Genomic DNA, 25,444 nt, shown 5'->3' on the forward strand with positions numbered 1-25,444 from the left:
CAGCCGATGGCGGCTGCCGCCCCGACGGCCGACTTCAGCAACGACACCTGGTGGATCTGGGTCATCAAGGCCGTCGCCATCCTGGTGTTCCTGCTGGTGTCGGTCCTCATGGCCCTGTGGGTCGAGCGCCGGGGACTCGGTCGCATGCAGACCCGTCCCGGACCCAACGTGCACGGACCCCTCGGCCTCCTGCAGGCCGTCGGCGACGCGCTCAAGCTGGTCCTGAAGGAGGACTTCACGATCAAGGGGGCGGACAAGTTCGTCTACGCCCTCGCCCCGTTCATCGCGTCCTTCTGCGCCTTCCTCGTGCTCGCCGTGATCCCGTTCGGCCCGGAGGTCTCGATCTTCGGCGTCGTGACGCCGCTGCAGCTGACCGACACCCCTGTCGCCGTGCTGTACTTCCTGGCCGTCACGGCGCTGGGCGTGTACGGCATCGTGCTCGGCGGCTGGGCCTCGAACTCCACCTACCCGCTGCTCGGGTCGGTGCGCTCCGCGGCGCAGATCATCTCCTACGAGCTGAGCATGGGGCTCTCGCTCGTCAGCGTCATCCTCGTGTCCGGCTCGCTCTCGACCTCCCAGATCGTCAGCGCCCAGACGCAGCTGTGGTGGGCGATCGCCCTCGCGCCCGCGTTCGTGGTCTACCTCGTGTCCATGGTCGGCGAGGTCAACCGGCTGCCGTTCGACCTCCCCGAGGCCGAGGGCGAGCTGGTGGCCGGCCACATGGTCGAGTACACCTCGATGAAGTTCGCGTGGTTCTTCCTCGCCGAGTACATCAACATGTTCAACGTCTCGGCGGTGGCGACGACCCTCTTCCTCGGCGGCTGGCGCGCCCCGTGGCCGCTGTCCTCCATCGGGGACGGTGTCCTCAACACCGGCTGGTGGCCGGTGCTGTGGTTCATCGCGAAGATGTGGCTGGTCATGTTCCTCATGATCTGGACCCGCGGGACGCTGCTGCGCTTCCGCTACGACCAGTTCATGAAGCTCGGCTGGAAGATCCTCATCCCGGTCGCCCTCGTGTGGCTCGTGCTGGTCGCCGTCGTGCAGGGCGTGCGTCAGTTCACCGAGACCGACCTGTCGACGATGCTGCTGTGGATCGGAGGTGTCTTCGCCGTCCTCATGGTGGTGCTGCTGCTGTGGCCCGCCAAGAAGGAGGAGGCCGAGGAGCCCCGGACGGCGCACCCCGACCTCATCCCGCCCGGTGGCGAGTTCGACGCGTTCGCCGGCGGCTACCCCGTCCCGCCCCTGCCCGGCCAGACGCTCCCGCCGTCGCCACGGCGCACGCGCCGCGAGTCGGCCGGCGTCGGCGGCCCGCAGTCCACCCCGAAGGAGGGCCACGATGTCTGAGGACCAGCGCACCCCTGAAGAGGAGCGCGCCTCGCTGAGCCGCGCCGAGCGTCGCCGCGGCGAGGTGGACCGCCCCGCGCGGCAGGACCCGCTCGGGCCCGCGCAGAAGGGACCCCTCGGGCGACTCTTCGCACCGGTCGCCGGGTACGGCGTGACCATCTCGTCGATGTTCCGCCCGACGGTCACCGAGCAGTACCCGTTCGAGAAGGTGCCGACGCAGCCGCGATACCACGGTCGCCACCAGCTCAACCGCTACGCCGACGGCCTCGAGAAGTGCATCGGCTGCGAGCTGTGCGCCTGGGCGTGCCCGGCCGACGCGATCTACGTCGAGGCCGGCAACAACACCCCGGACGGGCAGTACTCGCCGGGGGAGCGGTACGGCCGCGTCTACCAGATCAACTACCTGCGCTGCATCTTCTGCGGGCTGTGCATCGAGGCGTGCCCGACCCGGGCGCTGACGATGACCAACGAGTACGAGATCACCGGCCCCACCCGTGAGGGCATGATCTACGAGAAGCAGGACCTGCTCGCCCCGATGCTCGAGGGCATGCTGGCCGCGCCGCACCCGATGGTGGCGGGGACCGACGACGACAACTACTACCGCGACGAGATCTCCGGCCCGACGCAGGACCAGGTCGACTGGGTGCGCGAGAACCGGCCGGCCGACCCCACGCTCGGCACCGCGCGCGTCGTCGAGGAGGCCAGCAAGTGACCGGTCTCGCCTCCCTGCCGACGTCCTTGGCCGAGACCGGCACCGTCTCCACCGGCGAGACGGTCCTGTTCTGGGTGCTGGCCCCTCTCATGGTGCTGGCGGCGCTCGGCCTGCTGTTCGCCCGGCGCGCCGTCTACGCCGCGCTGTGCGTGATCGCCGTGATGATCTCGCTCGCGATCCTCTACATCGCGCAGGAGGCGACCTTCCTCGGGGTGGCCCAGGTGGTGGTCTACACCGGCGCGATCATGATGCTGTTCCTCTTCGTCCTCATGCTCGTCGGCGTCGACGCCTCCGACTCGCTGCACGAGACGGTCAAGGGCCAGCGCTGGGTCGCGGCGCTGGCCGGGCTGGGCCTGGCCCTCGTGCTCGGCGCGGTCGTCCTGACGGCCACCGTTCCGGACCCGGCCGGGCTGGTCGCCGCGAACATCGACACCAACCCCGTGGGCGTGGCCAGGCTGCTCTTCTCCGACCACGTCTTCGCGATGGAGCTGACCGGTGCCCTGTTCATCACGGCCGCGGTCGGCGCCGTGACGCTGACCCACCGTCAACGGCTGTCCGCCAAGGTCAGCCAGCGGGACGTCGCCGACGCCAAGATGGCGGCCTACGCCGCCGGCCGCGGACGGGTCACCCAGCTGCCCGCCCCGGGTGTGTACGCGCGGTCCAACGCCGCCGACCTGCCGGCACTGGCGGCGACCGGTGAGCCGATCGAGGAGTCGGTCCCGCGCGTGCTGCGCATCCGCGGCCAGCAGCGCACCATCGGCGACGTCAGCCCCGAGACGGTCGAGGCCATCGCCCGGGCCCGCTCCGGCGAGCCGGGGGCCGGCCTGCACGGTCCGGAGGCCAGCCGCGGCGTCGGCCAGGCCGGCCTGCCCGCGATGCGCGGCGAGGCACCACCCGTGCCGCAGCTGCCCGGCAGCCCGGAGCCGCCGACCCTCACCGAGACCAGCGACCAGCCCCACCAGGAGGACGAACGATGACCCTGGTCAACTACCTGGTGCTCTCCGGGATCCTCTTCGCGATCGGCGCCACGGCGGTGCTGGTGCGGCGCAACGCCATCATCGCGCTGCTGGGCGTGGAGATCATGCTGAACTCCTCCAACCTCATGCTGGTGACGTTCGCCCGGATGCACGGTGACCTCACCGGCCAGGTGCTGGCGTTCTTCGTGATGGTCGTCGCCGCGGCCGAGGTCGTCGTCGGTCTCGCGATCATCGTGTCCATCTTCCGAACCCGCAGGTCCGCGTCGGTCGACGACGTCAACCTGCTGAAGCACTGACGGGGGCCGGCGACATGTTGGGTTCTACGACTGTGTCCGCGCTGCCCTCCCTGCTCCCCGCGGCCGTCGGGGCGGCCGAGCCGAGCGGTCTGGCGTCCTACGTCTGGCTGCTCGTGGCCGTCCCGCTGCTCAGCGCGGGTGTCCTGCTGGTCGCGGGGCGTCGCTCCGACCGCTGGGGCCACTGGCTCGGGGTGCTCGCCTCGGCCGCCTCGTTCGTCGTCGGCCTCGCCATCCTCGTCCAGCTCCTGGGGCTGCCCGCGGACGAGCGCGTCATCGACGTGCACCTGTTCAGCTGGATCCCCGCGGGCGAGCTCGCCGTGGACGCCGGCATGCGGATCGACCCGCTGTCGATGACCTTCGTGATGCTCGTGACCTTCGTCGGCACGCTCATCCACGTCTACTCCGTGGCGTACATGGAGCACGACGTCGACCGGCGCCGGTTCTTCGCCTACCTCAACCTCTTCGTCGCGGCGATGCTGCTGCTCGTGCTCGGTGACAGCTACGCGCTGCTGTTCGTCGGCTGGGAGGGCGTCGGTCTGGCGTCCTACCTGCTCATCGGGTTCTGGAACTTCCGCACCGACTACGCGGTGGCCGCCAAGAAGGCGTTCATCATGAACCGCGTCGGCGACGTCGGCCTCCTGCTGGCCATGGCGACCATGTTCGCCGGGTTCGGCGCCGTCGAATTCGCCACCGTGCTGCCGGCCGCGGACGGTGCGGACGAGGGCGTGCTCACCGTCATCGGGCTCCTCCTCCTGCTCGCCGCCTGCGGCAAGTCGGCGCAGTTCCCGCTGCAGGCCTGGCTCGGTGACGCCATGGCCGGCCCGACCCCGGTCTCGGCGCTCATCCACGCCGCCACGATGGTCACCGCCGGCGTCTACCTCGTGGTCCGGTCGGGCCCGATCTTCACCGGTGCCCCCACGGCGCTGCTCGTGGTCGCCGTCGTCGGCGCCATCACCCTGCTGTTCGGGGCGATCGTCGGTTCCGCCAAGGACGACATGAAGAAGGTCCTCGCGGCGTCGACCATGTCCCAGATCGGGTACATGATGCTCGCCGCCGGGCTCGGCCCGATCGGGTACGCGTTCGCGATCTTCCACCTCGTCACCCACGGCTTCTTCAAGGCCGGGCTCTTCCTCGGGGCCGGCTCGGTCATGCACGGCATGAGCGACCAGGTCGACATGCGCCGGTTCGGCGGCCTGTCGAGGCACATGAAGATCACGTGGATCACCATGATGATGGGCTGGCTGGCCATCATCGGGTTCCCCGGCCTCTCCGGCTTCTGGAGCAAGGACAAGATCATCGAGTCCGCGTTCGTCGGCGAGGGCTGGCAGCCCTGGGTGTTCGGGACGATCGCCCTGCTCGGCGCGGGGATCACGGCGTTCTACATGTCCCGGCTGTTCTTCATGGTCTTCCACGGCAAGGCACGCTGGACCACCGCCGAGGAGGGCGACGAGCAGCACCCGCACGAGTCGCCCGCGCTGATGACGGTGCCGATGATCGTCCTCGCGGTCGGGTCCGTGGCGCTCGGGTTCGTGATGAACCTCGGTGGTGGCTTCGTGACCTGGCTCGAGCCCGTCACCGGGCACGTCGAGCACCACGAGCCGGTGCTGTCGGTGCCGGTGATCATGGTGGCCACCATCGTCCTGGTGCTGATCGGCGCGTTCGTCGCCTGGCGCATGTTCGGCGCCGCGGCCGTGCCGACCACCGCCCCGCAGGGCTCGGCGCTGACCCGCGCCGCCCGGCAGGACCTGTACCAGGACGAGGTCAACGAGGGGGTCTTCATGCGGCCCTCGCAGTACCTGACCCGTTCCCTGGTGTACGCGGACGCCAAGGTGGTCGACGGCGCGGTGATGGGTGTCGCCCGGAGCACCTCCGGCAGCGGCAACCTGCTGCGCCGCGCACAGAACGGTTATGTCCGCTCCTACGCCGCAATGATGTTCGGCGGCGTCGTCCTTGCCCTGGTCGTCGTCCTCGCCTCGCGCGTCTAGAGATCTGGGAAGAGGTAGAGGAATCACATGAATGCGATGAACGAGGCAGCCTTCCCCTGGCTGACCGTCCTGATCGCGGTGCCGCTGGTGGCCGCCGCGGTGCTCTGGCTGGTCAAGCCGCTGCACAAGGTCGCCCGCCCCTACGGGCTGGCGGTCTCGCTGCTGGTGCTGGTCGGCGCCGGGGTCATGACCGCCCAGTTCGACTTCAGCGCCCCGGGCGAGGTCCAGCTCAGCGAGCTCGCCGCCTGGATCCCCCAGCTCGGTGCCTCCTACGCCGTCGGCGTCAACGGGCTCGGGCTCCTGATGGTGCTGCTGGCCGTCCTCCTGGTGCCGCTGGTGCTGGCGGCGGCCTGGCGCGAGCAGGAGGTCGTGCCCGACGGCGCCGTCCTCGAGCGCCGGCAGATGGGCTTCGTCGCCCTCGTGCTCGCGCTCGAGGCGCTCATGATCGCCGTCTTCGCCGCCCGGGACGTGTTCCTCTTCTACGTCCTGTTCGAGGCGATGCTGATCCCGGTGTACTTCCTCGTCGGCAACTACGGCGGCCCCCGCCGCCGGACCGCGGCGCTGAAGTTCCTGCTGTACTCCCTCGCCGGCGGTCTGATCATGCTGGTCGGCGTCGTGGCGCTGTACCTGGCCGGCCCGGGCGGCGAGCAGGGCTTCCTGATCGACAACCTCGTCGGCAACCTGGAGATGACGGCGACCGCCGAGCGGCTCCTCTTCCTCTCCTTCTTCATCGCCTTCGCGATCAAGGCGCCGATGTGGCCGGTCCACACCTGGCTGCCGGACACCGCGCAGCAGGCGACGCCGGGCACGTCCACCCTCCTGGTCGGGGTGCTCGACAAGGTCGGCACCTTCGGGATGATCGCGCTGTGCCTGCCGCTGTTCCCCGAGGCCTCGCAGTGGGCGGCGCCGGCCATCATCGTCCTGGCGCTGGTCTCGATCATCTACGGCGCCCTGCTGGCGGTCGGTCAGCGCGACATCATGCGCCTGATCGCCTTCACGTCGGTGAGCCACTTCGGCTTCATCGTGCTGGGCATCTTCGTGCGCGACGAGGTGGCGCTGACCGGTGCCATGGTCTACATGGTCGCCCACGGCGTCTCCACCGCTGCGCTGTTCCTCGTCGCCGGGTACCTCGTCCAGCGCGGCGGCACCCAGGAGATCCCGGCCTACGGCGGCATGCAGAAGATCACCCCGGTGCTGGCCGGCACGTTCCTGGTCTCCGGCCTGGCCTCCCTGGCACTGCCCGGGCTCAGCGGCTTCGTGCCCGAGTACCTGGTGCTGCTGGGCACCTTCCGGGTCTCGGTCGTCGCCGGCGTCGTCGCGGTGCTGGCCGTGATCATCGCCGCCGTCTACATCCTGCTGCCCTACCAGCGGATCTTCACCGGGCCACCCCGGGAGACGCTCGTCGCGATCCCCGACCTCGGCGCCCGGGAGAAGTGGGCCGTCGCGCCGCTCGTCGCGGCGATGCTGTTCCTGGGCTTCTACCCGGCGCCGGTGATCGACGCCGTCACCCCGGTGGCGGCCGAGCTCGCCATCGACCGGCCCAGCTCGATCGACACCGCCGACGGCGCGGACCTCCCGGCCGTCGCCGCCGCGCACGAGGGGAGCGCCAAGTGAACACGTTCGTCGCCCCGGCCGTCGAGTGGGCCGCGCTCACCCCGGTCCTGATCCTCCTCGCGGCGGGCGTCGTCGGCGTCCTCGTCGAGGCGTTCGTCCCGCGGACCTCCCGCCGGGCCGTCCAGCTCGTCATCGGCCTGCTCGCCACCGCCGGCGCCCTCGTCACCGTCGTGTGGCGCTGGACCGTCGTCGCGGACGCCGGACCGATCGAGGTCGTCGGCGGCTCGGTCATCGAGGACGGCCCGGCGCTGGCCGCCCAGGGCATCCTGGCCCTCCTCGGGTTCGTCGGCCTGCTGGTGATCGCCGACCGCACCGAGTCGGGGGAGGGCGCGTTCGTCGCCCAGGCCGCCGCCCGGCCCGGCTCGGTCGACGAGGCCGACGCGACCCGCGCCGGCTTCGCCCAGACCGAGGTCTACCCCCTGACCCTCTTCGCGCTGACCGGCATGCTCGTCTTCGCCTCGGCCGGGGACCTCCTGACGCTGTTCATCGCGCTCGAGGTGCTCTCCCTGCCGCTGTACGTGCTGTCCGGCCTCGCCCGGCGCCGTCGTCTCCTCTCGCAGGAGGCGTCCATGAAGTACTTCCTGCTCGGCGCCTTCGCCTCGGCCTTCATGCTCTTCGGCATCGCGCTGCTCTACGGCTTCTCCGGCACCGTCCGCCTCGACGGTCTCGCCCAGGCGGTCCCCGCGACGCTGGGCATGGACGGGATGCTGCTCGCGGGCGCCGTCATGGTGATCGTGGGGCTGCTCTTCAAGGTCGGCGCCGTGCCGTTCCACGCATGGACGCCGGACGTCTACACCGGTGCGCCCACCCCGGTCACCGGGTTCATGGCGGCCGCCACCAAGCTCGCCGCGTTCGCCGCCCTTCTGCGCTTCGTCTACGTGGTGGTGCCCGACCTGAGCTGGGACCTCACCCCGTTCTTCTGGGCGGTCATCATCCTGACCATGCTGGTCGGCACCGTCGTCGGCATCGTGCAGACCGACGTCAAGCGGATGCTCGCGTACTCCTCGATCGCCCACGCGGGCTTCGTGCTCATCGGCGTCATCGCGCTCACCCAGGAGGGCATCAGCTCGGTGCTCTTCTACCTCCTCGCCTACGGCCTGGCCACGGTGGGCGCGTTCGCGCTCGTGACGCTGGTTCGCGAGCGCGACCCGGCCGGGCACGTCACCGGCGAGGCGACCCACCTGTCCCAGTGGGCCGGGCTCGGGCGGCGCAACCCGGTCGCCGCCGTCGCGATGGTCGTCTTCCTGATCTCCTTCGCGGGCATCCCCCTCACCGGCGGGTTCATCGGGAAGTTCGCGGTGTTCTCCGCGGGCATCGACGGCGGTGCGACGGTCCTCGTGGTGCTCGCGGTCCTCGCCTCGGCCGCCACGGCGTTCTTCTACGTGCGCCTCATCGTGCTGATGTTCTTCACCGAGCCCGACGGCGAGACCACGGCCGTGGTTTCGTCCGAGGGGCTCACGACGGTGGCGGTGGCGGTCTGCGCCATCGGCACCGTGGTGCTCGGTGTGCTGCCCGGACCGGTCCTGGAGCTCGCCTCGCAGGCCGCAGTGTTCCTGCCTTGAGTACCGTGCGTCCTGTGACTACCTCCATGCTGCCCCTGGGCGACGCCGAGCTCGAGGCCAGGCTGCAGCCGCAGATGGCCGACGTCGAGGAGCGCCTCGGTGCGGCGGTCGTCGGTGCCGACGCACTCGTCGACCCGCCCGCGGCGCACCTCGCCGCGGCGGGCGGCAAGCGGCTGCGCCCGCTGCTGACGCTCCTGGCGGCCGAGCTGGGGGAGGGGTCGAACGAGCGGGTGGCCACTGCCGCCGTCGCCGTCGAGCTGACCCACCTGGCGACGCTCTACCACGACGACGTCATGGACTCGGCCCCGCTGCGGCGCGGGGCACCGGCCGCCCACGAGGTCTGGGGCAACTCGGTCGCCATCCTGACGGGCGACCTGCTGTTCGCCCGTGCCTCGCGCATGGTCGCCTCCCTCGGGCCGGACGCGGTGCGCGTGCACGCGGAGACGTTCGAGCGGCTCTGCCTGGGCCAGCTGCACGAGACGCTCGGCCCGGCCGACGGCGAGGACCCGGTGGCCCACTACCTCACGGTCCTGGCGGACAAGACGGGCTCGCTCATCGCCACGTCGGCGCGCTACGGCGCGGCCTTCTCGGGCGCGGGGCCGGAGCTCGCCGAGGTCATCGCCCGCTACGGCGAGAAGGTCGGCGTGGCGTTCCAGCTGGCCGACGACGTCATCGACCTCTCGGCGGACGCGGCCACCACCGGCAAGACGCCGGGCACGGACCTGCGCGAGGGCGTGGACACCATGCCCGTGCTCCTGCTCCGGGAGAGGGCAGCGGCCGGCACGCTGGACGTGCGCGGCGCGGCCGTGCTGGACCGGCTGGGCGCGGACGAGCTCGCCTCCGACGACGCCCTGCGCGCCGTCGTCGCGGACCTGCGCGACCACGAGGTCGTGGACCAGGCGCGCGGGCTGGCCGAGCACTGGGCGCACGAGGCCGTCGCCGAGCTCGCACCGCTGCCGGCCTCACCGGTCAAGGACGCGCTCGGGGCGTTCGCCGGCCTGCTGGTCGACCGGCTGTCCTGAGGCCTGACCGACTGTCCTGGGCCTGACCGGCTGTCCTGAACCCAGACCGGCTGTTCTGGGCCTGAGCGGGCGGCGGCGGACGCCGTCGAGGTCACGCGTCCGGTCGGCGCGTGCGCGGACGCCGGTACCGACAGCACGCGCTGTCGAGATCACGTGCCCCGTTGGCGCCTCTGGGGTCGCCGGTCGTGGGGCACGCCGTCGGCGTCACGTGCTCCGTCGGCGCGTCCGGGGACGTCGGTGGCGGCGGACCCCGTCGACCGTGAGGATCGTGATGGCGACCCAGACGAGCACGAACCCGGCCCACCGCTCGGCGGGCATCGGCTCGGCGAAGACCAGCACGCCCACCAGGAGCTGGAGCACCGGCGTGAGGTACTGCAGCATGCCGACCACGCTCAGCGGCAGCCGACGGGCGGCCGCGCCGAACAGCAGCAGCGGGACGGCCGTCAGCGCCCCGGACGCGGCGAGGAGCACCATGAGCAGGACCCGGTCCTCCCCGGCCGCCCCGAAGGCGCCTTGACCCGTCGCGCCGAGAAAAACGAGGTAACCCACGGCCACGGGGAACAGCACTGCTGTCTCCACCGCCAGGCCCGGCAGGGCCCCGACCGTGCGGCCCACCCGGTTCTTCACCAGGCCGTACATGCCGAAGCTCGCCGCCAGGGTCAGCGAGATCCACGGCAGCTCGCCGTAGCCGATCGCTATCACCGCCACGGCGGCCGCACCCACCCCGGTGGCCGCCCACTGGGCGGGGCGCAGCCGCTCACCGAGCACGGCGACGGCGAGCAGCACCGTGACGAGCGGGTTGATGAAGTAGCCGAGCGCGGCGTCCACCGTGCGGCCGGTGTTGACGCCGTAGACGTATACGGTCCAGTTCACCGCGATGAACACGGCGCCCAGGGCCACCGTGCCCAACGTGCGCGGGTCGCGCAGCACCGGGAGGACCGTGCGCATCGTGCGGGTGAGCAGGAGGACCAGCAGGCAGAAGCCCAGCGACCAGGAGGCGCGGTGGGCGACGATCTCGACGGCGCCGGCGGACTCCAGCAGCCGGAAGTACAGCGGGAACGCGCCCCACAGCAGGTAGCAGCCCAGGCCGAGCGCCAGACCGACCCGGTCCACCTCGGGCGTCCCGGGACCGTCGGGGGCGGAGGTGCGGTCGGCGGGCATGGTCGAACTCTGGCACGGCGCGCACCGGGACGGTGGCGGCGTCCGAACCGTGCGGCTTGCCGACGGCCGCCGGACGACCTGAGCTGAGACCTGCGCGAAGGTCGCGGCCGGCCATGCTCGAAGCCGTGCCTGCCGGCTAGGCTGAACGATTCGTACCGGAACCGGTACGAATCCTTCGGCATCGCCGGCGACGACCGCCGACGGCCCTGAGGAACCGCCACACGCACGGTCTGCGCCCCGGCGCCCGTCGTCCGCCGGCTCGTGGCGACGTACCGCCGCACGCAGGGGCTGCGTCCCGGCGCCCGGTCGTCCGCCGGCTCGTGGCGACTTACCGCCGCACGCAGGGGCTGCGTCCCGGCGCACGGTCGTCCGCCGGCTCGTGGCGACGTACCGCCGCACGCAGGGCCTGGGTCCCGGCGCCGTCGTCCGCCGGCCCGTGGCGCGGTGTGATCTGCGTCCCCGCGCCGGTACCGCGGGCCGTGCACCCATAGACTGGACGGCGGAAAGCCCGACCTGTGCACGCGCTCGAGCGCGCCGTCGGGCATGACGCATCCTTCGACGAGAGGTACAAGTGACCAGCTCCCGCCCGCTGAGCGTGGCACTCGTGGGCGCCGGCCCTGCCGGCATCTACGCCGCCGACATCCTGTCCAAGTCCGGGCTGGAGGTGAGTATCGACCTCTTCGAGCGGCTGCCCGCACCCTTCGGGCTGGTGCGCTACGGCGTCGCTCCCGACCACCCGCGGATCAAGCAGATCATCGTGGCGCTGTACAAGATCCTCCAGCGCGGGGACATCCGCCTCATCGGCAACGTCGAGATCGGCAAGGACGTCTCCCTGGCCGAGCTGCAGAAGCACTACGACGCCGTCATCTTCTCCACCGGTGCCGACCGTGACGCGCCGCTGAACATCCCCGGCGTCGAGCTCGAGGGCAGCTACGGCGCCGCGGACTTCGTCTCCTGGTACGACGGACACCCGGACGTGCCGCGCACCTGGCCGCTCGAGGCGAAGGAGATCGCGGTCGTCGGGGTGGGCAACGTGGCGCTCGACGTCGCCCGCATGCTCGCCAAGCACGTCGAGGACCTCATGCCCACCGAGATCCCTTCCAACGTGGCCGAGGGCCTGCGGTCCAACCCGGTCACGGACGTGCACGTCTTCGGCCGTCGTGGCCCCGCGCAGGTGAAGTTCACCCCGCTGGAGCTGCGCGAGCTCGGCCAGGTGCCCGACGTCGACGTGATCGTCTACGACGACGACTTCCAGTTCGACGAGGGGTCCGAGGAGGCCATCCGCGCGTCCAACCAGACGAAGCAGGTGGTCAAGACGTTGATCGACTGGACGCTGAAAGAGGAGGAGGAGCTGACGGCGTCGCGTCGGATCCACCTGCACTTCCTGCACCGTCCCGTCGAGATCCTTGGCTCCGACCGCGTGGAGGGTATCCGGACCGAGCGCACGGAGCTGACCGGCGACGGCAGCGTCCGCGGCACCGGCGAGTTCGTGGACACCCCGGTCCAGGCCGTCTACCGGGCGGTCGGCTACTTCTCCTCGCCGGTCCCCGACGTGCCGTTCGACGAGCGCAGCGGTGTCATCCCCAACACCGAGGGACGAGTCCTCGGCGACGACGGCGAGTACCTCACCGGCGTCTACGCCACCGGCTGGGTCAAGCGCGGCCCCGTCGGACTCATCGGCTCGACGAAGTCCGACGCACGTCAGACGATCGCCCACGTGGTCGAGGACGCCCAGGCCGGTCGGCTGCACGCCCGCACCGAGGACGAGTCCGACGTCGGCCACGACGCGATGCTGGCCGCGCTCGAGGCCGCCGGGGTGCGGTACACGACCTGGCAGGGCTGGGAGCTGCTCGACGCGTACGAGATGACACTGGGCGAGCAGCACGAGGGCACGGCCCGGGAGCGCGTCAAGGTCGTCCACCGCGAGACCATGACGGCTATCTCGCGCAGCGAGGAGCACGACGGCCGCCTTCTCTGAGGTCCTCCGGTGGCCCTCCCCGGCGAGCTCGGGCTCAGTCGCGCACGGCGCGCGCCCGACGCTCGGCTGCCGTCCGGCGCGGCGACCGGTCTGCCAGCTGTGAGCTGCTCGGGGAGGGCGGGCGTCGGCCCGGCAGGCCGACCTGCGCACCGGTGACCAGCTCGACGCCTCGACGCGTTGGTCGGCGCCGTGGCCGCCGAGAGGGTGGGCAGCTCGACGCCACCACGCGTCGGTCGACCGCGCGACCGCCCGTAGGCCTGATCAGCTCGGCCCGTCCGCGCGATGGCTGACCGCCGAGCCGCCCGTTGGAACGTCTGGGTGGGGTGCCGCGTTGAACCAGGTGACGGCGTCGACATATGCAGGAGGGTCGACGCCGTCACACACGCATCTGGAGGACTGCCCAACCATGACCGACCGTCACCACAACGGCCTGAAGACCACGCTCCTCTTCGCTGGGATGTGGGTGGTGCTGCTGGGCATCGGTGCGCTGGTGGCATCGGGCACCGGCAGCTCGATGTTCATCTGGCTGTTCGCCGGGATCGGGCTGGTCACGACGGCGTACAGCTACTGGAACTCCGACAAGCTCGCCATCCGCGCCATGGCCGCACGCCCGGTGAGCGAGATCGAGGCGCCCGCGCTCTACGCGATGGTCCGCGAGCTCGCGACGAGCGCCCGCCAGCCCATGCCGAGGCTCTACATCGCGCCGACCGCTCAGCCCAACGCCTTCGCCACCGGGCGCAACCCGCGCCACGCCGCCGTGTGCGTCACCGAGGGGATCCTGCGCATGCTCGAGCCGCGCGAGCTGCGCGGCGTGCTCGGCCATGAGCTCATGCACGTCTACAACCGCGACATCCTGACGTCCTCCGTGGCCGCCGCGATCGCCGGCGTCATCACCGCCGTCGCGCAGTTCCTCATGTTCTTCGGCGGCGGCCGGGACCGCGGCGGCAACCCCCTCGCGCTGCTGGCGACCGCCCTGCTCGCGCCGATCGCGGCGATGCTCATCCAGACGGCGATCTCGCGCACCCGCGAGTTCGACGCCGACGAGGACGGCGCCCAGCTCACCGGCGACCCGCTCGCGCTCGCCTCCGCCCTGCGCAAGATCGAGCGCGGGACGGCGGCACGGCCGCTCGAGCCGACCCAGCGCATGGAGAACGTCAGTCACATGATGATCGCCAACCCCTTCCGCGGTGGCGGCATGGCGAAGCTTTTCGCCTCCCACCCCCCGATGGACGACCGCGTCGCCCGCCTGGAGCGCATGGCCGGCTACTGAAAAGCCCGACGCCACCCGTGACGCTCGTCTGCCCCAGGCGGACCGGCCTCGCGACACCGGCACGGCGCATCGGCTGCCGGACCCGACCCTCTGCGACCTGCCGGCCGACTCGCCGGCCCTCGTGCTGTCGCCCGGCTCTCGCACACGCCGCGCAAACCCTCCCTCAGCCGGAACCAGGTCGCTGCTCTGGTCGCTATAGCAGCCATATCAGCGACCGCGCTGCCTCTCGGGAACTCACGCGCCTTGTCGACCGGGGCTCGTGCCTCCGCCGCACGGTCGAGGTGAACATCAGGGATCTGCACCATTTCGCTGTGGATGACGCCGGAGGCACGACGACGTCCCCGGCATGCTGCGGCCATGGAGAGACGAGTGCGTGAGGCCGCCGAGGAACGCCTACGCCGCGCTGCCGTCGTCGGCGTCTTCACGGCCCGCATGGCGAGCGAGGCGGGTCTGACCCGAGGTGCGATCCGACGAAAGGTCGCATCCGGCCAGTGGGTGAGACTCGTCGGCACCGCGTACGTGGATGCGACCGCGCCGGAGCGGACGGTCATGGATCCGGTGCGGCAGCGTGCCATCGGCGCAGCACTCACGTGGCCCGAGGGAGTGCTCTGTCTGCGTACGGCTGCGTTGCTCCACGGGATGCCGATACACGATGACGGGCACGCCCATGTGGCCACTCCCGTCAGGCGCCGTGGCTCCCGCGGATTGGTGCCGCACCTCTTCGGCCTCGACGACAACGACATCAGCCGCATGCTGTCGTTCCGGGTCACCAGCCGGCGCCGAACAGCGCTCGACTGCCTCGCGCTCTTGCCGTACGGCGAGGCCGAGCGGCTGATGGCCTGGGTGCGTACCCGAGACATCCTCAGGCTCGCGGACCTGTCCGACGCCCTGACAGAACGCCGCGGAAGGCCGGGGGTGGCGCAACTGCGCCACCTGCTCGTCGTCACGCGCCGCGGTGCGCTGAGCGAGGTCGAGAGGCGCGTCCACCGGATCTTGGACGAGGCGGGCATCACTGGATGGGTGGCGAACCAGCGCATCGTCGTAGGCGGCCGTGTAGTCGCACGCGCAGACGTCCTGATTACGGCGGCCAGCGTCATCATCGAGGTCGACGGTCGCGCCGCCCACGCAGACTTCGAAGCAGATCGAGAGCGTCTCAACGTGCTCACACTCGCCGGCTACGTCGTCCTGAGGTTCACCTGGCGGCAGATCGTCGACAGCCCCTGGTACGTGCGGGAACAGATTGAGGCGGCCCTGAGACGGGCCGCCAGATGATGTCGATGCCGCAACGGGCCTGACGGCGGCGGCACCGTCGAGATCGCGCCGCGAGGTCGCTGATGTGGTCGCTATAGGGACCACATCAGCGACCTCGTTGTTTGGCCAAGCAGGTGACCGCGTGAGGTGGCACGGACCCCACCAACTGTTGAACGGCTTGGCCGCGGCGGTGAGCCGATGAACTCGGTCAGCGGTAGTTGATGAACTGCAGGGCCGCGTCGATGTCGTCGGCGCCCTTGAGGAGCGCGATGACGGCCTGGAGGTCGTCGCGGCTCTTGGAGCTGACGCGCACCTCGTCCCCGGTGATCTGGGACTTGACGCCCTTGGGACCCTCGTCGCGGATGAGCTTGGTGATCTTCTTGGCGCTCTCCTGGCTGAGGCCCTCCTTCAGCGAACCAGCCAGTCGGTACTCCTTGCCGGAGGGCTTCGGCTCGCCGTCGCCGAGGTCGAGCGCCTTCAGCGACACGCCGCGGCGGATGAGCTTCGTCTGCAGGACGTCCAGCACCGCCTTCACCCGCTCCTCGGAGTTCGCGGCCATGGTGACGACGTCCCCGGACAGGCTCACCGAGGCCCCGACGTTCTTGAAGTCGTACCGCTGCGAGATCTCCTTCGCCGCCTGGTTGACGGCGTTGTCGACCTCCTGGCGGTCCACCTTGCTGACGATGTCGAACGACGAGTCGGCCACTGGTTCTCCTCGGGTCGGGGTGCTTGGGGCTGTGACCATCATCGCGCACACCGTGTGCACGAGCACCCCTCGGATGTTGCTATCGTTGCCTGCGCACCTTCCCGAGGTGCACGGCGAGTTGCCCGAGCGGCCAAAGGGAGCTGACTGTAAATCAGCCGCGGAATGCTTCGCAGGTTCGAATCCTGCACTCGCCACGGACCGGCCCATCAGTGATCGTCTCGCTGATGGGCTGCCGTCATCTCAGGGGTGAATCACTCCATCTCTGAGGAGGAATCTATCAATCTCAGGGGTGAATCACTGGACGACGGTGGCCCGGAGCGACCGTGCCGGACAGTGGGAGAGACGCGGCCACTGGCTGGTGACAGCAGCGGCCGGCGGCTGTGAGAGGCGCGGTCGGCGGCTGTGAGAGGCGCGGCCGGCGGCTGTGAGAGGCATGGCCGGCGGCTGGTGAGTGGCGCGGCCGGTGGCCGTGAGCGGGCCGGCCGGCGGCTGTGAGAGGAGTCACGCGCTCCGTCCCCGTTCCGGATTTCGCACTGGCGGCTCGGGCAGGTAGGCTCGTCCGCGCTGCCCCGATAGCTCAGTCGGCAGAGCGTCTCCATGGTAAGGAGAAGGTCAAGGGTTCGATTCCCTTTCGGGGCTCTGTTCTGGACAGCCGTCGTATGATCGACGACGGCGGTCCGAAGGACGCGGCGGGGTAGCTCAGTTGGTGAGAGCGCACGACTCATAATCGTGAGGTCGCGGGTTCGAGCCCCGCCCCCGCTACCAAGAAATGACGAAGCAGCCGATTGGCCGCTCGCACGAAGCCGAACGTGAGGAACTGCCGTGGCCAGCAAGTCCAGCGATGTCCGCCCCAAGATCACCCTCGCCTGCGAGGAGTGCAAGGAGCGCAACTACATCACCAAGAAGAACCGTCGGAACAACCCCGACCGTCTCGAGCTGAAGAAGTTCTGCCCGCGCGACAACCGCATGACCGTGCACCGCGAGACCCGCTGACTCACCGCGAGACCCGCTGACCGATCCGGTCACCGGCCCCTAGTCTGGGCAGATGACCGAGTCCAGCACCCGCCCCGCCGGCGTCGACACGACGCTCGTGGGGCGTAGCTATGCCCCGAGGGAGATCTACGAGGTCTCGCGCGTGAAGATCGCCGAGATGGCCGAGGCCACCGGGGCCACACACCCCGCCCACACCGACCCCGACGCGGCCTGGGCACTGGGCCACGCCGACGTGGTCGCCCCGCCCACGTTCGCCGTCGTGCTGGCGCAGCGTGCCGAGCAGGCATACGTGGCAAGCCCCGAGTCGGGCATCGACTTCTCCCGCGTCGTGCACGCCGAGGAGCGTTTCGTGCACCACCGACCCATCGTGGCGGGGGACCGGCTGCGGACGACCGTGCACGTGGACAAGATCGTCGAGCGCGGTGGCATCACCCTGGTGACCACCCGCGCCGAGATCGCCGACGACGCCGACACCCCGGTCTCGACGGTCACCTCCGTCCTCGCGGTGCGGGGGGCCGACAAGTGAGCGAGCAGCCCGGCCGCCCCGTCCTGACCGACCTCGAGGTCGGCGCCGTCCTCTTCGAGCGCACCTACGCCGTCGACCGCGGCCGGCTCGTGCGCTACGCCGGCGCGAGCGGTGACTTCAACCCGATCCACTACAACGACCGCTTCGCCAAGGAGGTCGGCCTGCCCGGCGTCATCGCCCACGGCATGGCCACCATGGGCCTGGCCGGCTCCGCGGTAGTCGACTGGGCGGGTGACCCGGGCGTGGTGACCGAGTACGGCGTGCGGTTCACCCGGCCGGTCGAGGTGCCCGATCCAGGGCACGCCGAGGTCGCGGTGGTCGGCAAGGTCGGCGAGGTCGACCTCGCCGCCGGCTCGGTCCGGGTGGACCTGACCGTCACGAGCGGCGGCGTGACAGTCCTGGCCAAGGCTCAGGCGACCGTTCGGCTCGCCTGACCGGCCCCGGGCGCGCTGGTGCTGGTCGCCGCGCCGCTGCCGTCCCCGACGCGCGGACGTAGCCTGGGGGCGTGACCCAGACCTCCGGCACCCCGGTGCCGTCCACCGCCGCACCCGCCGGCCTCACCGGCAGCCCGACCCTCGCCGAGCTGACCACGCTGCGGGTCGGCGGTCCGGCGAACGCCTACAGGGAGGCGGCGACAGAGGACGAGCTCGTCGAGGCGGTCAGCGCCGCCGACGCGTCGGGCACCCCGCTCCTCGTCCTCGGCGGAGGTTCGAACCTGCTCGTCGCCGACGACGGCTTCGACGGCGTCGTGGTCCGTGACGTCCGCCGCGGTATCGACGGTGTGGCGGACTCCTCGTGCGCCGGCGCGAGCCTGACCGTGCCCGCCGGCCAGCCGTGGGACGAGGTGGTCGCCACCGCCGTCGCCGAGGGCTGGATGGGGATCGAGGCGCTGTCCGGCATCCCGGGGTCCACCGGCGCAACCCCGGTCCAGAACGTCGGCGCCTACGGCCAGGAGGTGGCGGAGACGCTGTCCTCCGTGCGCGTGTACGACCGGCTCGAGCGCCGTATCCGGATGTTCGCGGTCGGAGAGCTGGGTCTGGGGTACCGCACCAGCGTGCTCAAGCGGTCGGTGTCCGACGCCACCGCCGGAGGGGGCCGGACCTGGGGACCGACCGGGCGCCATGTCATCCTCGAGGTCAACTTCCAGATGCGCCTGGCGAACCTGTCCGCGCCGGTGCGATACGCCGAGCTGGCGCGGCGCCTCGACGTAGAGATCGGTGCCCGCGTGCCCGTCACCGAGGTGCGGGAGGCGGTCCTCGCGCTGCGCCGCGGCAAGGGCATGGTCCTGGACCGCGCCGACCACGACACGTGGTCCGCCGGGTCCTTCTTCACCAACCCGGTTCTCACCACGGCGGAGGCGGACCGGTCGCTGCCCGAGGACGCACCGCGGTACCCGGTTGCCGACCACACCCGCGTCGCTCAGATCGGCGCCGCCGCCCCGGTCGTCGACGGGCTCGTGAAGACGTCGGCAGCCTGGCTCATCTCCCGCGCCGGCTTCGACAAGGGGTTCGGCGCACCCGGGCCGGCCACGCTGTCGACCAAGCACTCGCTGGCCCTGACCAACCGCGGCTCGGCGACGGCGGCGGACCTGCTCGCCCTCGCCCGGACCGTGCGTGACGGCGTGCGGGAGACCTTCGGGGTCACGCTCGTGCCCGAGCCGGTGCTCGTCGGCCTCAGCCTCTGACCGAGCCCCGGTCGGCCGTCGTCGCGCCGCCGGTGCCCGGTGTGGCCACCGGCGCCTCGTCCGTCACGAGGTCGGACATGAGCGCTCCGCGTACGAGGTCCAGGATCTCCGCGTCGCCGACGCCGGCCGCCCTGGCCTCCTGGACGAACAAGGCCGCGGCCCGGCGCACCGGGTGTGCCGTCGCTGCCGTCGCCACGGTCTCCGCGACGACGGTCCCGACCCGGCGACGGGAGTGCACGGTCCCGGCGGCCTCGAGCTCGCGGTAGGCCCGTTGGACGGTCCCGACGGCGACGCCGAGGTCCGCCGCGAGGTCGCGGACAGTCGGGAGGCGGTCGCCCGGCACCAGGTGCGCGGCGGCTACGAGTGCCGTGACCTGGCTGCGGATCTGCTCGTACGGCGGGACCCCGGAGGCGAGGTCGACGGCGACCCTCACCGGACCGCCGTCACAGCCGGGCGGGCGGGCCGTGCAGGCGCAAGCGCGCGCCCGAGGGTCGCGAACGAGGCGACGGCGGCGACGACGGCGAGCCCCGCCGCCGCCCCGGCGGCCAGGCCCCAGCCGGCGTTGCCGAGCGGCACCGCGGAAACCGTCAGCACGGCCGTGAGCGTGCCGCCGACGAACAGCTGGGTGCCGGCGAGGATCCGGCCCGCGCTCGTCAGCCGTAGGCCCGCATCGTCCTCAGGTGCTGTTCCCGCGACCGCCGGCCGTCGAGCCACCATGCGCACGGCCACGGCAGCACCGACCAGCACGAGGGCGGTTCCACCGAGCAGCGGCAGGCCGTACGGCCAGCCCGGATAGGGGCCGGCCGCCCCGCCACCCATCCCCGCGGCGACGTCCTCCGCCGTGATGAGGCGGGGCACGGCCCTCCCGGTCTCGGTGGCGGTCGCCCCGGTCAGCACGAGGACGACGGCGAGGACTGTCGACGTGGCGGCGAGGAGCCAGGCACGCCGCCCGGCGAGCTCCCGGACCGTGCGGCGGCGCAGCACGGCCGTGCGGACCGCACCCACCGGGCGGGGCCAGGTCCGCTCGCCCACGGCATGGATGCCGAGGTGGACGAGGCCTCCGGCAGCGGGGCCGAGCGCGGCGAGCACGCCCGGGGCGCCCGGACCGGCTCCCGGGGAGGCGGCGGCGGAGATGACGACCGCGCCCGCGACGAGGATGCCGGCGGTCAGCGCGACCGCGGTCGTGACGTCCTCGTGCCGGCGGGCCGCGACAAGGGTCGCCGCCTCGGTGTTCTCCGGGGCGGTCCGCCGGGACGCGGCGACGACGAAGATGGCCGCCAGCCCGATCAGCGCGAGCAGTAACAGCAGCGACATCGCAGCCTCATCTCATTGAGTCAACTAATTGATACAGAGAGCATGACGGGAACGGCGATCCGCGTCAAGAGACGGGCGCGCAGACGGCTTGACGGGGCCACCCGGAGCGACCTTCGGCCGGCCCACCCGGTGCGACCGTGGACGTGGCGGACTCCGCAGAACCGATAGGTCGCGTTCGACCGCTCGGGTCAAGGGCCGACGGGCTCGACCGGACCGTCGGCGCCCAGCTCCGCCACCGCGGTCACGACAGCCTCCACGAGGTCGGCGTCGTCGAGCACCCGGAAGTGCCCCGACCCGGCCAGCCGTACCGTGCGACGGGCTCCCGGGAGAGCCCCGGTTCCGGGGATGTGCGGGTCCCAGGCCGGCGCCACCGCGACGATGCGCGCGTTGATCGCACGCTCGCGAGCGAGCGTGAGGATCTGCGCGTTGCGGGGGGAGAAGTGACGCACCGCCGAGCCCGGTGGGAAGAGCCGTGCGTAGACCGACCCCTCCCACGGGGTCGCGACGGCGACCATCCCGGCGACCCTGGCACCGGCACCGGCACCGGCACCGGCACCAGCGTCGGCGAGCATCAGGGTCTTGCCGATGAGGCCACCCTTGGAGTGTGCGACGAGCACGACCCCGGTGAGGTCGTTCTCCTCGAGATACGTCTGGGCGCGCTCGGCGCCGTCGAGGACCGGACGGCGGTTGATGCCCAGCGAGCTCAGCACGTGGACCGGGTGACCGGCCGCGGCGAGATGGGCGGCGAGGGGCTCGAGGAACCGCCAGGTCTCGAAGATGCCCGGCAGGAGGAGGACCGGAGTACCGGCGGACGAACCCAGGTACCGGCCCGGGTCGGTGCGACGTCCGAGAAGCGCGCGCGCCTCGTGCCGGACCGCGTAGCCGTAGTCTGCCGCCCGGACGCGCAGGCGCAGGTCCGGCCACGGCCGCGGGCGCCAGGTCACGGCGCGGACCGTCGTGACTCGGCGAGGGCGTCCAGGGCTGCCCGGGCCACGTCGTCGGCGTGGTCGAGGACGACGGAGTGCGCCGCCCCGGGGACGGTGCGGTGATTGCGCCGCACGGGACCGGACAGCCGGGAGGCCAAGGCCTCGACCCAGGACGACGGCGACACGGCGTCGTGCTCGCCCCGCACCAGGATCACCGGGGCGGTCACGCCGGCGAGCCGCTCCTCGAGCGGGTACCGGATCATCGCCGGAAGGACCTCGAGGAACCAGCGCAGGCCGCACGCGAGGTAGGCGCGCACGGCGATGCCGCGGACGCGCCACGGCTCGTGCCACGTCGAGCGGGCGAAGCGCACCAGCTGACGGGGCACGCTCCGCGCCTCGGCGTCGACGATGGGTCCGACGAGCACGGCTGCGGCGGCCAGGTCCCGGCGGGTCGCGAGCAGCTCCGTGGCTACCTGGCTGCCCATCGAGTGCCCGACCAGCACGGCGTCCGACACGCCGGCGCGGTCCAGGACCGCGGCCACGGCGTCCGCGAAGTCGGCGATGGTGAGCGCGCGGGCGGGGCGCGGGAGCCTCGCGTGCCCGGGCAGGTCGAGCAGGTACACGGTCCCGTGCCCGGCCAGCTCCTGGGCGAGGGGCACGAGGTAGCGGGCCGAGATCCCGACCCCGTGCAGCAGGACGAAGGCCGCCCCATCGGGCCTGGAACCGCCGTCGGGGAGCCGGTGGGTCCGCAGCCACGTGTCGCCGACCCGTACCAGCGACGTCGGCACGTGGTCCAGGGGCAGCGCGCGGGCCGTGCGGCGCGGACGCAGCGGCACGGCGGCCAGGCGTGGCGTCACGCCGGTCCGTCGGGCGCAGCCAGCCAGGCGTCGACATCGGCGAGCATGGCCGCCTTGGTGCGCTCCGACGCCAGCGAGGCGCGGACGGAGCTGCGCGCCAGCCCCGCGAGCGCCGCGTCGTCGAGCCCGTGCACCTCCCGGGCGGTGCGGTACTGGTCGACCAGCCGGGAGAGGAAGAGCAACGGGTCGTCGGCCCCCAGGGCCACCTGCGCTCCCGCGTCCAGGAGCTGGGGGAGGGGGACCTCGGAGGTGTCGTGGTAGACGCCGAGGGAGACGTTCGACGCCGGGCACACCTCCAGGGCGATGCCGGCGTCGACGATCCGCGCGAGCAGGTCGGGGTCCTCGGCCGAGCGCACCCCGTGGCCCAGCCGCGCGGGCTTGAGGTGGGCGACGACGTCGCGCACGTGGTCCGGACCCAGCAGCTCACCGCCGTGCGGCACTCCCGCAAGACCTGCCCGTCGGGCGATCCGGAAGGCGGACGCCCAGTCGGACGTCTCGCCGCGCCGTTCGTCGTTGCTCAGCCCGAAGCCGACGACCTCGCCCGGGCCGTCGCCGGCGTGCCTGGCCGCCAGCCGTGCCAGCGTGCGTGCGTCCAGCGGGTGCCGGGTGCGCGAGGCGGCGACCACGACGGCGACCTCGACCCCCGTGGCGGCGCTCGCCGCGCGAGCCTCGTCGAGGACGATCTCCAGGGCGGGGGTGATCCCGCCGACGAACGGCGCGTAGGAGGTCGGGTCGACCTGGATCTCCAGGCGGCGCGAGCCCTCGGCGGCGTCGTCCTCCGCGGCCTCGCGCACGATCCGGCGCATCGCCGACTCGGACCGGACCACGGCCCTGGCCGCGTCGTACGAGCGCTGGAACCGGAACCACCCGCGCTCGGAGGCGGGCACGCGCAGCGGGTCGGCGTCCGTGAGCGCTGCGGGCAGCCGGATCCCCGCCTCGGCCGCCATCTCGGCAAGGGTGGAGACCCGCATCGACCCGGTGAAGTGCAGGTGCAGGTGAGCCTTGGGCAGGGTCGTCAGGTCGCGCACCCGGCCGAGTCTGCCACCCGGTGGCGGTGGGAGATCGTCGTGTCAGCCCGCGCCCGGGGCCAGTACGTGATCCACTGTGGCCATGAGCGTCCCTGCCGCCGCGCAGCACGAGCCGGCTGACGTCGCCCTGCTGACCGGGGCAGAGGCCGGTCCGATGCTCGCGGACGCCCTCGCCGCCGAGGGCAGCCGGCTGCTGAGCTGGCAGGTCCACACGGTCCATCACCGGCCCGGCGCCGGGGTGACGGTGGGCTACACGGCCACCGTCGAGCGCGACGTCGCCGGCTCCGGCGTGCCCGCCCGCACCGAGGAGTACCTGTGCGCGACGACGGCGCGGCTGACGCGGCCCGCCGGCCCCGGTCTGGTGCGTCTCGACCAGGGCGACGGCGGCACCGTCGTGCACCTGTGGCGCCACCCGGCCGACCCGGAGCTGCCCGCGCTCGCGGTCGCCTGCGACGCGGGACTGCTCGGCAGGCGCCTCGGCACCCCGGTGAGCGTCGAGCTGCTCGCGTACCGGCCCACGCGGCGTGCCGTGCTGCGCGTGCGCCGCACCGGCGACGAGGGGGCGGGCACCGCCTACCTCAAGGTCGTGCGGCCCTCCGCCGCCGGCGTCTTCGTCGACCGGCACCGCATGCTCACCACGGCCGGCGTGCCCGCGCCGCCGGTGCTGCGGGCCGACGAGGACGGTCTCGTGCTCCTCGGCGAGGGCCACGGGATGCCGCTGGCGAACCAGCTCGCCCGTGGCCTGGGCGGGCGCACCCCGGAGGTCCTCGGCGCGCTCCTGAGCACGCTCGACGCTCTGCCGCGGGCAACCCTGGAGATGCCCCGCCGACCGGCCTGGTCCGACCGGGCGCAGCACTACGCCCACGCGGCAGCGACAGTGCTGCCCGAGCACACCACGCGCACCCAGGTCCTCGCCGACGGGATCGCGTCGCTGATGGCCGCCTCCGACCCCGGCCCGGTCGTCCCGACGCACGGCGACTTCTACGAGGCGAACGTGCTGATGGATCCGCGACCGGACGTCGTCGCGGTCAGCGCGCTCCTGGACGTCGACGCCGTCGGGCCAGGTCACCGGGTCGACGACCTCGCCTGCCTGCTCGGGCACGTGAGCGTCCTGCCCCATCTCGCACCCGCCACCTACCCGCACGTCCCGGAGACGCTCGATGCGTGGACGCGCACCTGCGAGGAGCTCGTGGACCCGGTGGCTCTGAACGCCCGGTGCGCCGGGGTGGTGCTCTCGCTGGTGGCAGGTGCCAGGCGCACGGACGGCGCGCAGTGGCGTTCCGACGCGGAGGGCCGCCTCGCCCGCGCCGAGGCCTGGCTGGCCCGCGGACGCGAGCTGCTCGCGCAGCGCGGCCCTCGCTGAGGCGTACCGGCCGCGGGCGGGGCCCCGCCGCGCGATCGGTGCTCCAGCGCGCCGCGCGATCGGTGCCCCAGCGCGCCGCGCGACCGGGTGCTCCGGCGCGCCGCGCGACCGGGTCTGCCCGGGCGGAGCGGAGATGAGAGGTCTGTCATCTGCTCCTCCTCGTCGTCTCACCATCGGTGGGCAGAGTTGTGGTCATCAGGAACTCGACGGACCACACCCGGTCCGACCACGACAGGAGGAACCATGAAGTCTCGCAAGTTCTGGATCGCCACCGGAACCCTCAGCGCCGTCGCCATCGTCGGCGGCGTGGGCGCGGCCGTGGCCGACACCAACAACCCCGCACCGGTCGACGAGACCACCGAGTCCCCCAAGGCCGAGCTCAACCTGCCCGGCGACGCGCTCCTGACCGACGCCACCATGGACGAGCGCGCCACCGACCCGGCAGCCACCACCGCGGGCTCGGCGACGACCGCCGTCTCGGCCGTCAGCGCCCAGACCGCCGTCAGCGCGGTCTCGGCCCAGAGCCCGATGACTCCGCAGTCGGCCCCCACCCCGGTCTCCGCACCCAGCCCGATGACGCCGCAGTCGGCACCCAGCCCCGTCTCCGCGCCGAGCCCCATGACGCCGCAGTCGGCACCCAGCCCCGTCTCCGCACCCAGCCCCGTGTCCGCGCCGAGCCCGGTCTCCGCCCAGTCCGCCCCGTCGCCCGTCTCGCCGGCGAGCGCCGCCTCGGCGGTCTCCGCCCCGTCCGCCGCCTCGGGCGACTGACGTTCGGCTCGACCCGGGCGACCGAGACTCGGGCTCCTCGGCCCGCCGACGCCGCCGTTCGAGCTCCCGCCCCGCGACCGACACGTCGCGGGGCGGTGGCGTACCCA

The 25,444-nt window shown here is 72.2% G+C and carries 24 protein-coding genes and 3 tRNA genes; 20 read left to right on the plus strand and 7 right to left on the minus strand.

Translation table 11 applies throughout. The features are described 5' to 3' along the window. The first annotated feature begins 6 nt into the window (after positions 1-6). Genes nuoH through GD748_RS07920 form a run of 8 tightly spaced genes read left to right on the plus strand, consistent with a single transcriptional unit; the run spans position 7 to position 9,512 of the window. Positions 7-1,344: an NADH-quinone oxidoreductase subunit NuoH gene (gene nuoH, locus GD748_RS07885; protein WP_152195056.1), complete on the plus strand. Its 1,338-nt coding sequence runs from the start codon at positions 7-9 to the stop codon at positions 1,342-1,344. Beyond that, positions 1,337-2,056 (plus strand): NADH-quinone oxidoreductase subunit NuoI, encoded by a 720-nt coding sequence (nuoI, locus tag GD748_RS07890; RefSeq protein WP_152194642.1) that lies wholly within the window; start codon positions 1,337-1,339, stop codon positions 2,054-2,056. Before nuoH ends, nuoI begins: the two co-directional genes overlap by 8 nt. Then, on the plus strand, positions 2,053-3,033 hold the full coding sequence (locus GD748_RS07895) for an NADH-quinone oxidoreductase subunit J (RefSeq protein ID WP_152194643.1): 981 nt from the start codon (positions 2,053-2,055) through the stop codon (positions 3,031-3,033). The genes nuoI and GD748_RS07895 overlap by 4 nt, the downstream gene beginning before the upstream one ends. Then, positions 3,030-3,329 carry an NADH-quinone oxidoreductase subunit NuoK gene (nuoK, locus tag GD748_RS07900; protein ID WP_152194644.1) on the plus strand — a complete coding sequence of 100 codons (300 nt, stop codon included), beginning with the start codon at positions 3,030-3,032 and terminating at the stop codon, positions 3,327-3,329. Before GD748_RS07895 ends, nuoK begins: the two co-directional genes overlap by 4 nt. A gap of 14 nt (positions 3,330-3,343) precedes the next feature. Next, a complete protein-coding gene (nuoL, locus tag GD748_RS07905) occupies positions 3,344-5,314 on the plus strand; it encodes an NADH-quinone oxidoreductase subunit L (protein WP_152815888.1) in 1,971 nt (656 codons plus the stop codon). A 27-nt stretch (positions 5,315-5,341) separates the two neighbouring features. After that, positions 5,342-6,928, plus strand: a complete 1,587-nt coding sequence (locus GD748_RS07910; RefSeq protein WP_152194646.1) for an NADH-quinone oxidoreductase subunit M — start codon at positions 5,342-5,344, stop codon at positions 6,926-6,928. Then, positions 6,925-8,490 carry an NADH-quinone oxidoreductase subunit NuoN gene (nuoN, locus tag GD748_RS07915; protein WP_152194647.1) on the plus strand — a complete coding sequence of 522 codons (1,566 nt, stop codon included), beginning with the start codon at positions 6,925-6,927 and terminating at the stop codon, positions 8,488-8,490. The genes GD748_RS07910 and nuoN overlap by 4 nt, the downstream gene beginning before the upstream one ends. 14 nt (positions 8,491-8,504) lie before the next feature. Next, positions 8,505-9,512, plus strand: a complete 1,008-nt coding sequence (locus GD748_RS07920) for a polyprenyl synthetase family protein (RefSeq protein WP_226920977.1) — start codon at positions 8,505-8,507, stop codon at positions 9,510-9,512. Between the two features lie 204 nt (positions 9,513-9,716). Here the strand turns inward: GD748_RS07920 and rarD are convergent, their stop codons facing one another. Further along, positions 9,717-10,673, minus strand: coding sequence for an EamA family transporter RarD (gene rarD / locus GD748_RS07925; RefSeq protein WP_152194648.1), 957 nt, complete (start codon positions 10,671-10,673; stop codon positions 9,717-9,719). A gap of 571 nt (positions 10,674-11,244) precedes the next feature. Between rarD and GD748_RS07930 the strand changes: the two genes are divergently transcribed. The 3 genes from GD748_RS07930 to GD748_RS07940 all read left to right on the plus strand — a co-directional run bounded on the left by GD748_RS07930 (position 11,245) and on the right by GD748_RS07940 (position 15,193). Then, positions 11,245-12,651, plus strand: a complete 1,407-nt coding sequence (locus tag GD748_RS07930) for an FAD-dependent oxidoreductase (protein WP_152194649.1) — start codon at positions 11,245-11,247, stop codon at positions 12,649-12,651. Positions 12,652-13,057: 406 nt separating this feature from the next. Beyond that, the gene (gene htpX / locus GD748_RS07935) at positions 13,058-13,921 is read left to right on the plus strand and encodes a zinc metalloprotease HtpX (RefSeq protein ID WP_152194650.1); all 864 of its coding nucleotides are present in this window, start codon (positions 13,058-13,060) and stop codon (positions 13,919-13,921) included. 369 nt (positions 13,922-14,290) lie between these two features. Continuing rightward, the gene (locus tag GD748_RS07940; RefSeq protein WP_193312880.1) at positions 14,291-15,193 is read left to right on the plus strand and encodes a DUF559 domain-containing protein; all 903 of its coding nucleotides are present in this window, start codon (positions 14,291-14,293) and stop codon (positions 15,191-15,193) included. Positions 15,194-15,380: 187 nt separating this feature from the next. On the opposite strand, the gene GD748_RS07945 is transcribed toward GD748_RS07940, so the two are convergent. Then, positions 15,381-15,878: a YajQ family cyclic di-GMP-binding protein gene (locus GD748_RS07945; RefSeq protein ID WP_193312881.1), complete on the minus strand. Its 498-nt coding sequence runs from the start codon at positions 15,876-15,878 to the stop codon at positions 15,381-15,383. Positions 15,879-15,990: 112 nt separating this feature from the next. On the opposite strand from GD748_RS07945, the gene GD748_RS07950 reads away from it, so the two are divergent. The 7 genes from GD748_RS07950 (at position 15,991) to GD748_RS07980 (ending at position 19,081) form a co-directional block, all read left to right on the plus strand. Then, positions 15,991-16,072: transfer RNA gene (locus GD748_RS07950), tRNA-Tyr, on the plus strand. A 372-nt stretch (positions 16,073-16,444) separates the two neighbouring features. Next, positions 16,445-16,517, plus strand: a tRNA-Thr gene (locus GD748_RS07955). Between the two features lie 49 nt (positions 16,518-16,566). Further along, positions 16,567-16,643, plus strand: a tRNA-Met gene (locus GD748_RS07960). A 57-nt stretch (positions 16,644-16,700) separates the two neighbouring features. After that, positions 16,701-16,871, plus strand: coding sequence for a 50S ribosomal protein L33 (rpmG, locus tag GD748_RS07965; protein WP_152194653.1), 171 nt, complete (start codon positions 16,701-16,703; stop codon positions 16,869-16,871). A 52-nt stretch (positions 16,872-16,923) separates the two neighbouring features. Next, the gene (locus GD748_RS07970; RefSeq protein ID WP_152194654.1) at positions 16,924-17,397 is read left to right on the plus strand and encodes an FAS1-like dehydratase domain-containing protein; all 474 of its coding nucleotides are present in this window, start codon (positions 16,924-16,926) and stop codon (positions 17,395-17,397) included. Continuing rightward, on the plus strand, positions 17,394-17,831 hold the full coding sequence (locus GD748_RS07975; RefSeq protein WP_226920980.1) for a MaoC family dehydratase: 438 nt from the start codon (positions 17,394-17,396) through the stop codon (positions 17,829-17,831). Before GD748_RS07970 ends, GD748_RS07975 begins: the two co-directional genes overlap by 4 nt. 71 nt (positions 17,832-17,902) lie before the next feature. Beyond that, positions 17,903-19,081 carry a UDP-N-acetylmuramate dehydrogenase gene (locus GD748_RS07980; RefSeq protein WP_152194655.1) on the plus strand — a complete coding sequence of 393 codons (1,179 nt, stop codon included), beginning with the start codon at positions 17,903-17,905 and terminating at the stop codon, positions 19,079-19,081. Here GD748_RS07980 and GD748_RS07985 read toward each other — a convergent pair. The 5 genes from GD748_RS07985 to GD748_RS08005 form a co-directional block, all read right to left on the minus strand. Then, entirely contained in the window at positions 19,071-19,514 is a 444-nt protein-coding gene (locus GD748_RS07985; protein WP_152194656.1) for a GntR family transcriptional regulator, read from the minus strand. The two genes, GD748_RS07980 and GD748_RS07985, sit on opposite strands and share 11 nt — an antisense overlap. Continuing rightward, a complete protein-coding gene (locus GD748_RS07990) occupies positions 19,511-20,395 on the minus strand; it encodes a hypothetical protein (RefSeq protein ID WP_152194657.1) in 885 nt (294 codons plus the stop codon). The genes GD748_RS07985 and GD748_RS07990 overlap by 4 nt, the downstream gene beginning before the upstream one ends. Before the next feature lie 188 nt (positions 20,396-20,583). Then, positions 20,584-21,339 (minus strand): alpha/beta hydrolase, encoded by a 756-nt coding sequence (locus GD748_RS07995; protein ID WP_226920981.1) that lies wholly within the window; start codon positions 21,337-21,339, stop codon positions 20,584-20,586. Further along, a complete protein-coding gene (locus GD748_RS08000; RefSeq protein ID WP_193312882.1) occupies positions 21,336-22,178 on the minus strand; it encodes an alpha/beta fold hydrolase in 843 nt (280 codons plus the stop codon). Before GD748_RS08000 ends, GD748_RS07995 begins: the two co-directional genes overlap by 4 nt. After that, the gene (locus GD748_RS08005; protein WP_152194659.1) at positions 22,175-23,206 is read right to left on the minus strand and encodes an adenosine deaminase; all 1,032 of its coding nucleotides are present in this window, start codon (positions 23,204-23,206) and stop codon (positions 22,175-22,177) included. Before GD748_RS08005 ends, GD748_RS08000 begins: the two co-directional genes overlap by 4 nt. 82 nt (positions 23,207-23,288) lie before the next feature. Between GD748_RS08005 and GD748_RS08010 the strand changes: the two genes are divergently transcribed. Both GD748_RS08010 and GD748_RS08015 read left to right on the plus strand, forming a co-directional pair. Then, positions 23,289-24,569, plus strand: coding sequence for a phosphotransferase (locus GD748_RS08010; RefSeq protein ID WP_152194660.1), 1,281 nt, complete (start codon positions 23,289-23,291; stop codon positions 24,567-24,569). Positions 24,570-24,812: 243 nt separating this feature from the next. After that, a complete protein-coding gene (locus GD748_RS08015; protein ID WP_152194661.1) occupies positions 24,813-25,337 on the plus strand; it encodes a hypothetical protein in 525 nt (174 codons plus the stop codon). Positions 25,338-25,444 lie beyond the last annotated feature (107 nt).

Origin of the sequence: Georgenia subflava (assembly GCF_009193155.1) — a bacterium.
Taxonomy (GTDB): domain Bacteria; phylum Actinomycetota; class Actinomycetes; order Actinomycetales; family Actinomycetaceae; genus Georgenia; species Georgenia subflava.

Coding starts and splice junctions, on each gene's coding strand:
- rarD (WP_152194648.1), bottom strand. CDS start 10,673: ATGCCCGCCGACCGCACCTCCGCCCCCGACGGTCCCGGGACGCCCGAG.
- GD748_RS08015 (WP_152194661.1), top strand. CDS start 24,813: ATGAAGTCTCGCAAGTTCTGGATCGCCACCGGAACCCTCAGCGCCGTC.
- nuoI (WP_152194642.1), top strand. CDS start 1,337: ATGTCTGAGGACCAGCGCACCCCTGAAGAGGAGCGCGCCTCGCTGAGC.
- nuoK (WP_152194644.1), top strand. CDS start 3,030: ATGACCCTGGTCAACTACCTGGTGCTCTCCGGGATCCTCTTCGCGATC.
- GD748_RS07990 (WP_152194657.1), bottom strand. CDS start 20,395: ATGTCGCTGCTGTTACTGCTCGCGCTGATCGGGCTGGCGGCCATCTTC.
- GD748_RS07970 (WP_152194654.1), top strand. CDS start 16,924: ATGACCGAGTCCAGCACCCGCCCCGCCGGCGTCGACACGACGCTCGTG.
- nuoL (WP_152815888.1), top strand. CDS start 3,344: ATGTTGGGTTCTACGACTGTGTCCGCGCTGCCCTCCCTGCTCCCCGCG.
- htpX (WP_152194650.1), top strand. CDS start 13,058: ATGACCGACCGTCACCACAACGGCCTGAAGACCACGCTCCTCTTCGCT.
- nuoH (WP_152195056.1), top strand. CDS start 7: ATGGCGGCTGCCGCCCCGACGGCCGACTTCAGCAACGACACCTGGTGG.
- GD748_RS08010 (WP_152194660.1), top strand. CDS start 23,289: ATGAGCGTCCCTGCCGCCGCGCAGCACGAGCCGGCTGACGTCGCCCTG.
- GD748_RS07910 (WP_152194646.1), top strand. CDS start 5,342: ATGAATGCGATGAACGAGGCAGCCTTCCCCTGGCTGACCGTCCTGATC.